The sequence below is a fragment of the Streptomyces griseorubiginosus genome, from assembly GCF_017614965.1.
In the GTDB taxonomy this organism is placed as follows: Bacteria; Actinomycetota; Actinomycetes; order Streptomycetales; family Streptomycetaceae; genus Streptomyces; species Streptomyces griseorubiginosus_B.
The window spans coordinates 1-14,458 of the sequence record NZ_WVUG01000229.1 but is presented as its reverse complement, the minus strand read 5'-3'; the positions used below and the strand labels follow the sequence as shown (position 1 = coordinate 14,458).

General features: G+C 72.3%; 11 protein-coding genes and 1 pseudogene. 8 read left to right on the top strand and 4 right to left on the bottom strand.

The genetic code is table 11. The features are described from left to right. Together GRC12_RS31805 and GRC12_RS31800 are read left to right on the top strand one after the other, a co-directional pair. Positions 1-1,100 (top strand): L,D-transpeptidase (locus GRC12_RS31805; protein WP_208782999.1); only part of this gene is annotated, 1,100 nt, incomplete at its 5' end. A 123-nt stretch (positions 1,101-1,223) separates the two neighbouring features. Further along, on the top strand, positions 1,224-4,469 hold the full coding sequence (locus GRC12_RS31800; RefSeq protein WP_208782998.1) for an NPCBM/NEW2 domain-containing protein: 3,246 nt from the start codon (positions 1,224-1,226) through the stop codon (positions 4,467-4,469). On the opposite strand, the gene GRC12_RS31795 is transcribed toward GRC12_RS31800, so the two are convergent. Beyond that, positions 4,453-5,250: an inositol monophosphatase family protein gene (locus GRC12_RS31795; protein WP_308286680.1), complete on the bottom strand. Its 798-nt coding sequence runs from the start codon at positions 5,248-5,250 to the stop codon at positions 4,453-4,455. The two genes, GRC12_RS31800 and GRC12_RS31795, sit on opposite strands and share 17 nt — an antisense overlap. Positions 5,251-5,477: 227 nt before the next feature. Here GRC12_RS31795 and GRC12_RS31790 point away from each other — a divergent pair, with 227 nt between their 5' ends. The 3 genes from GRC12_RS31790 to GRC12_RS31780 all read left to right on the top strand — a co-directional run bounded on the left by GRC12_RS31790 (position 5,478) and on the right by GRC12_RS31780 (position 8,118). Next, entirely contained in the window at positions 5,478-6,152 is a 675-nt protein-coding gene (locus GRC12_RS31790) for a lytic transglycosylase domain-containing protein (RefSeq protein ID WP_208782997.1), read from the top strand. A 163-nt stretch (positions 6,153-6,315) separates the two neighbouring features. After that, positions 6,316-7,341 (top strand): alcohol dehydrogenase, encoded by a 1,026-nt coding sequence (locus tag GRC12_RS31785; RefSeq protein WP_208782996.1) that lies wholly within the window; start codon positions 6,316-6,318, stop codon positions 7,339-7,341. A gap of 54 nt (positions 7,342-7,395) precedes the next feature. Beyond that, positions 7,396-8,118 (top strand): hypothetical protein, encoded by a 723-nt coding sequence (locus tag GRC12_RS31780; RefSeq protein ID WP_244374072.1) that lies wholly within the window; start codon positions 7,396-7,398, stop codon positions 8,116-8,118. Here GRC12_RS31780 and GRC12_RS46515 read toward each other — a convergent pair. After that, positions 8,090-8,221, bottom strand: coding sequence for a hypothetical protein (locus GRC12_RS46515; RefSeq protein WP_280117544.1), 132 nt, complete (start codon positions 8,219-8,221; stop codon positions 8,090-8,092). The two genes, GRC12_RS31780 and GRC12_RS46515, sit on opposite strands and share 29 nt — an antisense overlap. A 187-nt stretch (positions 8,222-8,408) precedes the next feature. Next, positions 8,409-9,224, bottom strand: a complete 816-nt coding sequence (locus GRC12_RS31775) for an MIP/aquaporin family protein (protein ID WP_208782995.1) — start codon at positions 9,222-9,224, stop codon at positions 8,409-8,411. Between the two features lie 206 nt (positions 9,225-9,430). Between GRC12_RS31775 and GRC12_RS31770 the strand changes: the two genes are divergently transcribed. Further along, positions 9,431-10,048: a VOC family protein gene (locus GRC12_RS31770; protein WP_208782994.1), complete on the top strand. Its 618-nt coding sequence runs from the start codon at positions 9,431-9,433 to the stop codon at positions 10,046-10,048. A 145-nt stretch (positions 10,049-10,193) separates the two neighbouring features. Then, entirely contained in the window at positions 10,194-12,986 is a 2,793-nt protein-coding gene (locus GRC12_RS31765; protein WP_308286679.1) for a helix-turn-helix transcriptional regulator, read from the top strand. Here GRC12_RS31765 and GRC12_RS31760 read toward each other — a convergent pair. Continuing rightward, positions 12,976-13,695 (bottom strand): SDR family oxidoreductase, encoded by a 720-nt coding sequence (locus GRC12_RS31760; protein WP_208782993.1) that lies wholly within the window; start codon positions 13,693-13,695, stop codon positions 12,976-12,978. The genes GRC12_RS31765 and GRC12_RS31760 overlap by 11 nt on opposite strands. A 253-nt stretch (positions 13,696-13,948) precedes the next feature. Here GRC12_RS31760 and GRC12_RS31755 point away from each other — a divergent pair. Further along, positions 13,949-14,458 (top strand): annotated as a pseudogene (locus tag GRC12_RS31755) (hypothetical protein); the annotation flags it as partial.

Genomic DNA, 14,458 nt, shown 5'->3' with positions numbered 1-14,458 from the left:
CCGCGGGGCACGGCGGGCGGGGGAACGACGCGAAGCACGACCGGCTCACCGTCTCGCCCGCGTCCGACAGCACGTCCGTCGCCGTGAACCGGAAGGTGACCGTACGCGCCGGTGACGGCAGGATCACCTCCGTCCAGGTAACCGCGCAGGGCCCCGGCAATCTGAAGGGAACCTTCTCCGGCGACCAGGGCACCTGGACGTCCGACGGGCAGCTCGCACCCGGCGTCACCTATACGGTGCGCGCCCGCGCCACCGGATCCGACGGCAAGCAGCTCACCAGGAACGCCACCTTCACCACCGCCGAAGCGCCCAAGTCGAAGACGTTCGTCGGCGAGTACCACCCGGACAAGGGCACCACCGTCGGCGTGGCCATGCCCGTCTCCATCGTCTTCAACAAGCCGATCCACGACCGTGCCGCCGTCGAACGCCACCTCCAGGTCACCTCCAGCCCTTCCGTGCAGGGCGCCTGGCACTGGATGACCGACCGCGACGGCAGGGACCGCGTCGACTTCCGGCCCGAGAAGTACTGGAAGCCCGGCACCGACGTCACCCTGCGCATGTCCCTCGACGGCGTGCGGGCCGGCGGACTGTACGGCGTCCAGAACCGGGTCGTGAACTTCCGTATCGGTGACGCGGTGACCACGACCGTCGACACCGCGGCCAAGACCATGACGGTCTCCGAGAACGCCAGGAAGCTGCGCACCCTGCCGGTCTCCACGGGCAAGAAGGGCTTCGAGACCTGGAACGGCACCATGGTCGTCCTGGAGAAGACGCCCACCATCCGCATGAACTCCCGCACGGTGAGCATCTTCGGGCCCGAGGCCTACAACCTCGGCTCGGTGAAGTGGGACGTCCGGCTCACCCCCTCGGGCACCTTCGTGCACGCCGCCCCCTGGAACGAGGGCAAGTTCGGCCGGATCAACGGCAGTCACGGCTGCATCGGCATGAGCACCGCCGACGCCAAGTGGTTCTACGGCCACGTCCACACCGGCGACCCGGTCACGGTGGTCAACTCCAAGGACGTGGTCGCCACCAACAACGGCTACGGCGACTGGAACGTCGACTGGGCGACCTGGCAGTCGGGCAGCGCCCTGCGGTGACACCAACCCGCATATCAAATTCCTGTGTTGGATTCTGACCGGACTCTTCCTTGGAAGCGTGCGTTCCTGTAGCCATGTGCGCGGAGGTGTTCGCCTCCGTCGGATCCGAGGCCGGGAGAGCGCATGCTCCAGTCCGTCCGGCGCCGTGCCCTGTCCTGGGGCGGCGCGACAGTGAGTGCCCTGGTGATGTGCCTGTCCGGCCTGACGCCGGCGCCGGCGGCCGCCGCCGACAACGTTGCCACGACCGTCACGGTGGACGACTCCGTGCAGGGAAGCGGCCGGGACCAGTTCGACTACCACGGCTCCGGCTGGGGCCACGCCGCCAGGGAGGGCGCACCCGCCAACCCCTACCAGGGCACGAACAGTTGGACCGACCACACCGGCGACTCCGTCGACTTCGCCTTCACCGGCACCCGGCTCACCCTGCACGCGGTGACCGACCCCGGGCACGGCATCGGCACCGTCTCCGTCGACGGCGGCACCCCGGCCGACGTCGACTTCTACAGCGCCACCCGCACCGGTGACGCCACCGTGTGGACCAGCCCCACCCTCACGGACGGACCCCACACCCTCACCCTGGCCTGGACCGGCCGCAAGAACGCGGCCTCCAGCGGCACGGCCGTCACCGTCGACCGCATCGACTTCGTCGGCGAGGCACCCACGCCGGGCACCACCGACATCACCGTGAGCGGCTCCGGCACCGGCCGCACCTTCGACGGCATCGGCGCCATCAGCGGTGGCGGAGGCAACTCACGCCTCCTCATCAACTACCCCGAACCACAACGCGGACAGATCCTCGACTACCTCTTCAAGCCCGGCTACGGCGCCTCCCTGCACCTGCTCAAGGTGGAGATCGGCGGCGACACCAACTCCACCGACGGCTCCGAACCCAGCATCGAGCACACCCGGGGCACCGTGCACTGCGACAGCGGCTACGAGTGGTGGCTGATGGAACAGGCCAAGAAACGCAACCCGCACATCAAGCTCTACGGCCTCGCCTGGGGCGCCCCCGGCTGGATCGGCAACACCGGCGACACTCCGGGCGGAGGGAACTTCTGGTCCCAGGACACCATCGACTACCTCACCGCCTGGCTCGGCTGCGCCCGCCGACACGGCCTGGACATCGACTATCTGGGCGGCTGGAACGAACGCGGCTACGACACGGCCTGGTACGGGAAACTGCACACCGCCCTCGCCGCCCGCCACCTGCCCGTGCGGATCGTGGCCGCCGACTCGGGCCTGGACGTCGCCGACGACATCGTCAAGGACCAGCAGTTCGCCGACTCCGTCGACGTCGTCGGCGTCCACTACCCCTGCGAGGGCGGCGACGGCGGCACCGCGAACACCTGCTACAGCTCCGACAACGCCCAGGCCACCGGCAAACCCCTGTGGGCCAGCGAGAACGGCTCCCTCGACGAGAACACCGGCGCCGGCGCGCTGATCCGCTCCATCACCCGCGGCTACCTCGACGGCAGGTACACCGCCTACCTCAACTGGCCCCTGCTGGCGGCCGTCTACCCCAACCTGCCCTACGACACCGTCGGCCTCGCCGTCGCCAACCAGCCCTGGTCCGGGGCCTACGACCTCGGCACCAGTCTGTGGACCACCGCCCAGGTCACCCAGGTCACCCGCCCCGGCTGGACGTTCGTCGACCAGGCCAGCGGCTACCTCGGCGGCGACCGCACCAACGGCAGTTACGTCACGCTGAAACCGGCCGACAACTCCGCCTACAGCACCATCGTGGAGACCTCCACCGCCGGCAGCGCCCAGACGGCCGACTTCACCGTCGGCGGCGGACTGCCCACCGGCACGGTCCACATCTGGGCCACCGACCTCGCCCCCGGCGGCCGCGGCTTCGTGCACACCGGTGACGTCACCCCGAAGGACGGGCACTTCTCGGTCACGCTCCAGCCCGGCCACGTCTACTCCCTGACCACCACGACCGGCCAGGGCCACGGCACGGCCGCCGGCCCGCCCCAGGGCCACCTGGCACTGCCGTACCGCGACTCCTTCGAGCAGCACACGCCCGGCCGGGAGGCGAAGTACCTCGCCGACATGCAGGGCGCCTTCGAGACCGTGCCCTGCCGGGGACGCAAGGGGCGGTGCGTGCGGCAGATGGCCGCCGAAAAGCCCATCGAATGGCAGGACGACAGCGACGCCTTCGCCCTCCTCGGCGACACCGACTGGCAGGACTACACGGTCAGTTCGGACGTCTACCTCGAACAGCCCGGCACGGTCGAGCTCATCGGCCGGGCGGGCGAACAACAACGGCCCCAGTCCCACCAGGCCGGTTACTTCCTGCGGGTCTCCGACACCGGCACGTGGTCCGTGGTCAGGAGCGACACCGGCGGACGGCTGACCACCCTCGCCGACGGCACCACCCGCGCCCTGGGTACCCGTCGCTGGCACACCCTGGCCCTCGGCTTCAGCGGCACCACCATCACCGCGAGCGTCGACGGCCGGCGGATCGGCGCGGTGGACGACTCCGCGTACCGGGCGGGACAGGTCGGCCTCGGCGTGGTCGGCTACCAGACCGACGAGTTCGACAACCTCAGCATCACCCCCGTACGCCACGCGGCCGCACCGCCGGCCACGCTGAAGGCCGCCCTGCCCGAGACCGTCCAGCGGGGCGAGTCGGCGACCCTCACGACCACCTTCACGCTCCCGGCCAAGGGCGGAGCGGCCACCGACCTCACCCTCACCCCCGGCACCCCGGCGGGCTGGAAGGCCGCCGCGACCACCCCCGTCACCTTCTCCAGGGTCGCCCCCGGACACTCGGTCACGGCACGCTGGACGGTCACCGCCCCCACGGCCGCCGACACCCCCGTCACCAACACCTTCTCCCCGCTGGCCACCTACACACGGGACGACGTACGGCACTGGACGTACGGCGCGGCGAGCACCCGGGTGCCGATCCCGCCGCCCACCGGAAGCCCGTACCTGAGCGACCTGTCGTTCGTCTCCAGCAGCAACGGCTGGGGGCCGGTGGAACGCGACCGCTCCAACGGCGAACAGGCGGCGGGCGACGGGCAGCCGATCACCATCAGGGGGACCGCACACGCCAAGGGACTCGGCGTGCACGCCGCCAGTGACGTGGCCTTCTACCTCGGCGGCAACTGCACCCGGCTCACCGCCACCGTCGGCATCGACGACGAGGTGGCCCCGTACGGCTCGGTCACCTTCGGTGCCGTCGCCGACGGCCGCACCCTGACCACCACGCCCGTCCTGACCGGCGCTTCGGCGGCCACGCCCCTGGACGTCGACGTCACCGGCGTGCAGCAGCTGCACCTGGTGGTCCAGGACGGCGGGGACGGCAACGCCCACGACCACGCGGACTGGGCCGACGCCCGGCTCACGTGCGGGAGTTGACCGTGGTACGCCACAACTCCCTCGCCTCGGCCGCCGCGCCCGGAGCGGCCAGCAGCAACGGCTCGTCATAGGCGGGGAGTCGTGGCATCGCCACCGCGCCGGCCTCCGTCGCGATGAGGAGCGCGGGCAGGCCGTCCACCGGGTGGAACTCACCGATCGCCGCCGCGGTGGCGCGGCCGGCCGCGACCTGGACCAGGGACAGCGCGGTGGAGCCCATCACCCGGACCGTGCAGTGTCGGGCCGCCAGCTCGCCCAACAGGGCGTCCTGACCGGGCCAGTGGGCGTGGGCGGCCCACTCGGTCATGAACACGTGCCCGGTGAGGGTGGTGTGATCGGCCGCCCGGATCGGAGTTCCATCGAGGTGCGCGCCCCTGCCCGAGGCGGCCGTGAAGATCTCGCGTCGCCAGGGGTCCGCCACCACGCCCAGCAGCGGGCTGCCGTCCGGTTCCGCGAGGCCCAGCGAGAACGAGCACCAGCCCAGGCCATGGGCGTAGTTGGTGGTTCCGTCCACCGGGTCGATCACCCAGTGCGGAGCGTGCGAGGAGCCCTCCTCGACGCCGTACTCCTCCCCGTCGATGCCCCAGCCGGGGAACTCCCGCCGCAGCACCTCCCGTACGTGCCGCTCCACGGCCTCGTCCGTGTCCGTGACGATGTCCGCGGGGCTCGCCTTCTGCCGTACCGGCCCTCCGGCGCCCGCGTCCGTCCCCCGGATCTTCTCCGACGCCCACTCGGCCAGTTCCACGGCCACCCGCAGAGCGCCGTCCAGGTCATGCCCGCCCACAGCTCTTCACCACCCCGATCACGTCCTTGCCGGTCACGATAGGCAGGGGTGCCGGTGCCGTCCGGGAGGCCCGCGGTGAACGGGAGCCGTATTCGGGGCGACAGTTCGGACGCGGCGTGGCAGGAACCCGACCGGACCCTGTGATCCCATACAGCGTCGGCTCACGCGGGCCTTAATCGCCTTGCGGTAGAAGATTCCTGGCCGAGGGGGCGGGAGAAGGGCGAGACATGTCCGATTTCCGGGCGGTGAGGTACCGGCGGCTGGCGCTCATGGTGGTGTTCGCCCTGGCCGTCTACGTTCTCGTGCGGGCCGCCAACACCCCACAGGGCCACGCCCCGCCGCCGGCCGGGAAGACTGTCCCCGTCCCGACCCCGACGGCCGGCTCGCCCAGCGCCTCCCGCTCGTCGGCCCCGTCCTCCTACGATCCCGCCGACTACGCCCCCCAGGTCCGCACCCGGGCCCGGGAGGCCGGTGTCAGCGCCCGGCTGGTGATGGCGATCCTCTACAACGAGGCGTACAAACCGCACGATCCGGCGCTGGAGCGGGCCTGGCAGAAGATCAAGCCGGGGGCCGCGTTCGGCATCGCCGACATGCACCGCGCCACCTTCGACGAGGTCAAGAAGGGCCGCGACTTCGCCGACCGCGACTGGACCGAACTGCCGGACGACCGGGACCTCGCCATCGAGGCCGAGGCCTGGTACCTGCACGACCTGGCGGCCCGGCTGCCCGCCCAGTGGTCCGCCCCGTACACCAAGGACGAACTGCTGGCGCTCGGCTACGACGCCGGTCCCGGCAACATGCTGGCCTTCGCCCGCGGCGCGACCCCCGGCACCGACGCCCAGGCGTACCTCGACCGGCTGCACGCCGACTGGGCCGAGGCGGGGACGGCGGTGGGCTCGTAGGTTGATGCGGTGCAGGGGTCCACGGGGGCGCCGGTGCGGGAGGGGTGCTACGCGTGCCGGGCCCGGTGCCATGTCACATACCACTGGCGTTCGGCGCGCGTGATTGCGCCGTAGCTGGTGTGCTGGTGCGCGGACAGGTCGTACCCGATGTGCGGAGAGAGGCATGAGCACCTATCGAGTTGCACAAGTGGCCACCCGCGGCGGAGCCTTCGAGATCACGGAGCGTGACGTTCCACGGCCGGGACCGGGCCATGTACGGATCGCTGTGGACGCCTGCGGGATCTGCCACAGCGACGCCGCCTTCGTGAACGCCGGGCTGCCGGGCGTGAGCTTCCCGGTGGTTCCCGGGCACGAGATCGCCGGCCGGGTCGACGAGCTCGGCGAGGGCGCGGCCGAGTACGGCTGGCAGGTCGGCGACCGGGTGACGGTGGGCTGGTTCGGGGGCAGCTGCGGCCACTGCGAGCCCTGCCGGCAGGGCGACTTCATCGTCTGCCAGAACCTCAAGGTGCCGGGTTGGGCGTACGACGGCGGATTCGGGGAGATGGTGATCGCGCCGGTCGACGCGCTGGCCCGCATCCCCGAGGCGCTGTCCGCCACTGACGCGGGTCCGCTGGCCTGCGCGGGCGTGACCGTGTTCAACGGGCTGCGGCGCAGTTCCGCCAAGGCCGGCGCGCTGGTCGCCGTGCTGGGGATCGGGGGGCTCGGGCACCTGGGGGTGCGGTACGCGGTCGCGATGGGCTTCGAGACCGTGGCCATCGCCCGGGGCGCCGACAAGGCCGACTTCGCCAAGCAGCTGGGCGCCCACCACTATGTCGACAGTACGGCGGACACCTCCGTCGCGGACGCCCTGCAGTCCCTCGGCGGGGCGAACGTGGTGCTCGCGACCGCCAGCAACTCCGCCGCCATCACCTCCACCGTCGACGGGCTCGCGCCGCGCGGTGAACTCGTCGTCATCGGCGCCGACCCCGAACCGCTCGGCGTCAGCCCGGCCCAGTTGCTGATGAGCGGCCGGATCCTGCGCGGTCATCCGTCCGGTACGGCGCAGGACGTCCAGGACACGATGGAGTTCAGTGCCCTTCACGGGATCCGCCCGATGACCGAGACGGTGCCGCTGGACCAGGCCGGCGAGGCGTACCAGCGGATGCTCTCCGGGGCGGCTCGCTTCCGGATGGTCCTCACCATGCGCTGAGGGCGGTGGGAGCGGGCCTAGGCGGCAGCCCGAGGTGAACCAGGGGGACATCGGTTGACCAGTCATGACTCTCAGGCGGACAGCGACGTCTGGGACCCGTTCGGCACCTTGCGGCGGGCGTTGTGGATCGGAGGGGGCCAGTGGGCCGGCAAGTCGACGGTCGCCCGGCTGCTGGCCCTCCGGCACGGCGTCACCGCCTACCACTACGACTACCACGACGCTCGCGGTCACAACGACCGGCGGATCGCCCGTCGCATCGCCCGCGGTGAGCCGGCCGACGAGCCCGACCCGGACGAGGTGTGGGTCCGCACCACGCCGGAGGAGATGGCCGCCGCGACCCTGGCGGGCTTCCGCGACCGGTTCGCCTGGGCCCTCGACGATCTGCGCGCGCTCGTCTCCGGCCGTCCGATCGTCGCCGAGGGCTGGGGGTTGCGGCCCGAGCTCGTCGCTCCCCTCCTCGACTCACCCCGTCGGATGGTGGTCATGGTGCCCACCGCCGAGTTCCGCCTCCGGCAGGCCCGCGACCTGCCCCGAGCGGGCTCGCTCGGCCACCGTGTCAGCGATCCGGTCCGGGCGCAGGCCAACCGGCTGGCCCGGGACCGGCTCGTGGCCGAGGACGCCGTCCGCGGCGCGCACCGCCTCGGCATACGCGTGATCGAGGTGGACGGCTCCCGCGACGCCTCCGCGATGGCGGAACTCGTCGCCGATCACTTCGGTGACTGTCTCCCCGAGCGCGAGAGCCCCGGCGTCAGCCGACCCGGCCGAGGAGCCAGGTGACGGCCCAGCGGACGAAGGCGCCGAGGGCTGCTGCCAGGGCCACCTTGCCCGCCTTCTTCGCGGCTCGGCGGGCCTTCCTGGACCTGGGTGAGGGCTGCGGCATGAGGTCCCCCCTTCGGTGAACAGTTGATAACTGACTGTTCAGGCTAGTGGGGGAGCTCCGCGGGCAGCCGCGCCGGTTTCCACTCAACTGCCCTGTGTTTGTTGCTCACTTCCTACAAGAAGTGGCCCCGGCGGCGGTGACCGTCGCACGGTCGCCGCCGCCCCGGTGCCGTAGGGATGCCGCCGTGTCAGTCGCCTTCGGGTGCGGGCACGCGGCCCGGTTCCTGTTCCGCCGCCGGCAGGAACGGACTGATGACGAACCGGTACACCGCGGCGCCGATCACACCGCCGATGAACGGCCCGACGATCGGCACCCACCAGTACAGGTTGCCGTACTGATCTCGCCAGGCCGTGCCGTATCCCGTGAGGTAGCTGGCCAACCGGGGCCCGAAGTCGCGGGCCGGGTTGATGGCGTAGCCGGCGTCGGTTCCCCAGGCCATGCCGATCGCGACGACGAGGAAACCGATGACCACGGGGGCCAGGTTGGCGCCGGGTGGCGTGTTGAGCAGGTCGGTCACGGCGAAGATCAGCAGCAGCAGGATGGCGGTGCCGATGATCTGGTCGCGCAGTGCGCCCAGCTCGCTGATCGGGAGGGCGCCGTTGCCGGGCAGCGTGGAGAACACGAACTGGCTCTTGATCGTGTGACCTGGGTCGAACTTCGCCAGTACCTCCGTGTAGTTCCAGCGCACCAGCAGCGCCGCGACGAACGCTCCCAGCGTCTGCGCCACGATGTAGGGCAGCACCTTGGCCCAGTGGAAGCCCTTGAAGCAGGCCAGGGCCACGGTCACCGCCGGGTTGAGATGGGCGCCGCTGAGGCGGGCGGCGATGTACACACCGAAGGTGACGCCGAAGCCCCACGCCCAAGTGATGCTGTCGTGATCTCCCAGGCCGCCGGCCACCACCTGGGCGACCACACCGACGCCGAAGAGGATCAGAACCATGGTGCCCAGGAACTCGGCGGCGAGTTCGCCGGTGAGTTCCCTTCTCGAGGTCCCGTTTGCCATGGGGCACCGCCTTCCACCTGTCAAAGGATGGGCGTTTTTGACCGCGAGGGTAACGTTTTGATGCTGGACGTCCAGAGGCTCAGCGTCAACTGGAACAACATTCTCCCGCTTCCATCACCAGGGGGACTCCCTGGCGCGAACGGGCGGCCGGCCGCGTGAGTCTCGTACCCGGCCGCATGTCGTCCCCCGCGCGGAAGGTGGCAGTCATGGACATGAAACTCGAGGTCGTGGTGGTGCCGGTGTCCGACGTCGAGAGGGCGAAGGAGTTCTACACGGCGCTCGGCTGGCGGCTCGACGCGGACGTGGCCACCGGCGAGGACTTCCGGGTCGTCCAGGTCACCCCGCCCGGCTCCCCCGCGTCGGTCATCTTCGGTACGTCCGTCACGGACCAGGCGGCCGGTTCGGCGCGGGGGCTGCACCTGATCGTGGACGACATCGACGCCGCCCACGACGAGCTGAAGCGGCGCGGCGCCGAGCCCAGCGAGGTCTTCCACGACGCCGGCGGGGTCTTCCACCACGCCGGGACCGACGCCCGGGTGCCCGGGCCTGACCCGCGGCGCAGCAGCTACGGCTCGTTCCTGTCGTTCAGCGACCCGGACGGAAACGGCTACGTCCTGCAGGAGATCACCACCCGGCTCCCGGGTCGGCTGGACCCCGCGAGCACGGACTTCGCCTCGGCCGATGACCTGGCCGGCGCCCTGCGCCGGGCCGCGGCGGCGCACGGCGAGCACGAGGCACGCACCGGCGCGGAGGACCCCGACTGGCCGGACTGGTACGCCCGGTACATGGTCGCCGAACAGGCCGGTACGGAACTGCCCACCTGACCGCCGGGTACCCCGGCCCCGGACACGACCCGATGCTCCCGGGCCGTTGTGAGGAAAGCTTTGCCCGGTGCGGATGCGGGTCGCGCCGACGCCGTTGTAGCGTGCTGAGTGACCTGCGGGACAACCGCGGCAAAGGCGGCCAACGGTGGTACATCCGGGGCACGAACCAGAGCACGGGGCCAAAACGGGCCTGCTGGGGCGACGGCTCGAGTGCGCCGTACTCGACCGGATGATCGGTTCGGTCCGTACCGGAGAGAGCCGTGCGCTCGTGGTCCACGGGGCACCCGGCGTCGGAAAGTCGGCCCTGCTGGAGTACGCGACGAACGCGGCCACCGGGCTGCGGGTATTGCACGCCATCGGCATCGAGTCCGAGCGGGAGCTCGCGTTCGCCACCCTGCACCAGTTGTGCGTGCCGCTGCTGGACCGGCTGCCGAACCTGCCCGAACCCCAACGCACCGCGCTGGAGACGGTGTTCGGGTTGCGCACCGGAACCCCGCCGGAACGCTTCCTGGTCGGCCTCGCGGTCCTCGGGCTGCTCTCGGACGCCTCCGAGGGGCAACCACTGCTCTGCGTGGTCGACGACGCGCACTGGATGGACCGGGTCTCGGCCCAGGTGCTGGGCTTCGTCGCCCGCCGGCTGCTGGCGGAGTCCGTGGCGCTCGTCTTCGGCGCCCGCGAGCGCGCCCAGGACCTGCTGGGACTACCGGAGTTGGAGGTCACGGGACTGCACGACGCCGATGCCCGGGCCCTGCTGGACTCCGTCACCTACTCCGCGCTCGACGCGCAGGTGCGCGACCGGATCGTCGCGGAGACCCGGGGCAACCCGCTGGCCCTGCTCGAACTGCCCCGCGGCTTGACGATCAGTCAGATGGCGGGCGGCTTCGGCCTGTTGCACACCGACGTACTGCCCGGCCGGATCGAGCAGAGCTTCGTGAGCCGGATCGAGGCCCTCCCCGAACGGACCCGGCAGCTCCTCCTGGTCGCCGCCGCCGAGCCGGTCGGCGACCCCGCCCTGGTGTGGCGGGCCGCCGACCGGCTCGGTGCCAGGCCGCGAACGGCGCTCGCGGGCGGCACGGACGGTCTGCTGTCCTTCGACGCCCGTGTCACCTTCCGGCACCCGCTCGTGCGGTCCGCCGTGTACCGGTCGGCGACGAAGGAGGAGCGCCGGTCGGCGCACCTGGCCCTGGCGGAGGTCACCGACGCCCGCCTCGACCCCGACCGCCGCGCCTGGCACCTGGCGTCGGCAGCGGCCGGACCCGACGAGTCCGTGGCCGTCGAGCTCGAACGGTCCGCCGGCCGGGCACAGTCACGCGGCGGCCTGGCCGCCGCGGCCGCCTTCCTGCAGCGCTCCGTGGCCCTGACCGTCGACAGCTCGCGGCGCGCCGACCGCGCTCTCGCTGCCGCGGACACCACCCTCCGGGCCGGTGACCCCGAGGCCGCCCGCCGACTCGCCGACATCGCGGGCCGGGACGCCCGCACCGAGTTCCAGCACGCGCGGGCCCAGCTCGCCCACAGCCGGATCGCCTGCGCGGCGGGCCTCGACGGCCGGGCACCGCCGCTGCTGCTCGCGGCCGCCCGGCGGCTCCAGCCCTTCGACAGCGACCTCGCACGCGAGACGTACCTGGTCGCCTGGGGCACCTCGGCCCTGATCGCCGCGGACACCGGCGGCCTCCTGGCGGTCTCCGAGGCGATGAGGGCCCTGCCGGCACCCACGGGAACCCCTCGCGCCCTGGACCTGGTGATCGAGGGCTACGCGCTGCTCGTCACCGACGGCCGGGGCGCCGCCGTACCCGTGCCGCGGCGGGCCCTGGCCGCGCTGGCCGAGCTTCCCGCGCGCGACGTCCTGACGTGGGGCTGGGTGGCCAACGGCGTCGGTTCGGCCGTCTGGGACGACCGGGCCATGCACACGCTCCACAGCCGTGCCGTCGAGGTGGCCCGCACCGCGGGCGCCCTGGCCGAGCTGCCCTTCTGCCTCGCCTCCCTCGGGATGGCGACCACCTGGACCGGGGACTTCGCCGCCTCGGCGGCCGTCGTCGCCGAGGCGGACCTCCTGGCCGAGGCGACCGGTGTTCCCCTCGCGCCGCACGTCAAGCTCCGGCTCAGCGCGCTGCGGGGCCGCAGGGAGCAGGCGGAGGCGGTCATCGCCGCGACGATCGAGGAGGCCGGCGCGGACGGTCGGCTGATGGACGTCACGGTCGCGCACTGGGCGGCCGCGGTCTTGTGCAACGGTCTCGGCCGCTACGAGGAGGCGATGACGGCGGCCCGGGCCAGTACCGGGATCGCCGAGCCGTGGGTCTCGGTGTGGGTGCTGCCCGAACTCGTCGAGGCGGCGGTGCGCGCCGGGGACGACCCGGTCGCCCGGGACGCGCTCGACGCCCTGACGGAAGCGGCCGGACCCTGCGACACCGACTGGGCCCAGGGCGTCCTGGCCCGCTGCCGGGCGCTGCTGGGCGAGGCGGCGGCGGACGGTCTGTACCGCGAGGCGATCGACAGGCTCGGCCGGACTTGGCTGCGGCCCGAACTCGCCCGCGCCCATCTGCTGTACGGCGAGTGGCTGCGCCGGGGGCGCCGGCGCACCGAGGCGCGGGACCACCTGCGGTCCGCGCACGAGATGTTCGTGTCGATCGGGATGGAGGCCTTCACCGAGCGAGCGCGGCGGGAGCTGCTCGCCACCGGCGAAACCGTCCGCAAGCGCAAGGTCGAGTCCACCGCGTCCAGCGAGGAGCTCACGCCCCAGGAGCACCAGATCGCCCTCTTCGTAGGCGACGGCCTGTCCAATCCGGAGGTCGCCGCCCGGCTCTTCCTCAGCCCCCGCACGGTCGAGTGGCATCTGCGGAAGATCTTCACCAAGCTGTCGATCACCTCCCGTCGCCAGCTCCGGGACGTCCTGGCCCGCGGCGAGTCCGGCTTCGGGCGCCAGGAGCGGCTCAGGGGATGAGCTGCTGGCCGCCGTCGACGTCGTACGTCGCCCCGGTCAGGGCCGTGTTGGTCATCAGGTGCAGGACCAGTGCGGCCACGTCGGCCGGACCGACCACGCGGCGGATCGGCAGCGTGGCCCGCAGCTGTTCCCGCCGCTGTTCGATGTCGTCACCGAGCAGGCGTGCCGACAGCGGGGTGTCGACGAAACCGGCGGCGACCGCGTTGACCCGGACCGGGGCCAGCTCCAGGGCGGCGACGGCCGTCACGGCGGGGGTCGCCGCGGTGGCGATCGCCGCGATGCTCAGCCCCACACCCGGCCGACGCGCGCCGGTGCCGGTGACGTACGTCAGCGAGCCGCCGGGCCGCACGCGCGCGGCGCACTCGCGGGCGATGCGCAACGACCCCAGCAGATGCTCGTCGAGGACGGCACGTGCCTGGTCGAAGTCCATCTCGGCGATCGTCGCGTAGATCGGCCCGCCGCCGCTGACCAGGACATGGTCGATCGGCGCGGGCACGTCGGCGAAGAACGCGCGCAGCCCCGCGGGGTCGCCCAGATCGAGGGTGGCGGTCGACGCCTTGAGCTCCTCGCGTACGGCGTCGAGCCGCCCCTGGTCCCGGCCGGTGACCACGAGCCGGGCGTCGGCCGCGTGCGCCTGGCGGGCCGTCTCCAGACCGATGCCGGAGGTGCCGCCGATGACGACGACGGTGCTCCCTGAGAGATCACTCACTGTCGGCTCCTCGTCCGTCCTGTCGCCGCGGTCGCCGGTGTGCGGTCCAGCGCGGTGACCGCGGCGGTCCCCCGGACCCGCAGCGGCGTGGAGGCGTGCGTCCGCTCCAGCCTCGGGCGGCGGGACGGCCGTTCGCGCCCGTGGTCCTCCCTGGCCGTGTCCGGGCCAGTGACGGTTGACGGATGCCCCGGCGGCACCGCATGAGCGGCGGCAGGTGTGAAACCCGGGAGGGGACCGGAGAGGACGGACGCTGGTGGACCTGGACACTGTCGCCGACGAGCTGTACGGGCTGCGGCCGGAGGACTTCACCGCCGCCCGGCAGGCCCGCGCGGCCGCGGCCCGCGAGAGCGGCGACCGGGCCCTCGCCGAGCGGATCGGCAGGCTGCGCCGCCCGAGCCTGGCGGCCTGGGCCAGCAACCTCCTGGTACGGCGGCAGCCCGAGGACGTCGAGCCGCTGCTGCGGCTCGGTGAGGCACTGCGCCAGGCCCACCACGACCTGGACGGGGCGCAGCTGCGCGATCTCAGCCGCCGGCAGCACGTCCTGATCAACGCCCTGTCCCGGCAGGCACGCCATCTGGCCGACCAGGCCGGCCACCCGATCGGCGACGACGTCCAGCGCGAGATCGAGGCGATGCTGCAGACCGTCCTCGCCGACCCCGACGCCGGACGGGAATGGGCCACCGGACGACTGGTCAAGCCCTTCGGCCCGACCGTCGGCTTCCCCGCCGCCTCCGCCGCCTCCGCTGCCTCCGCTGCCTCCGCC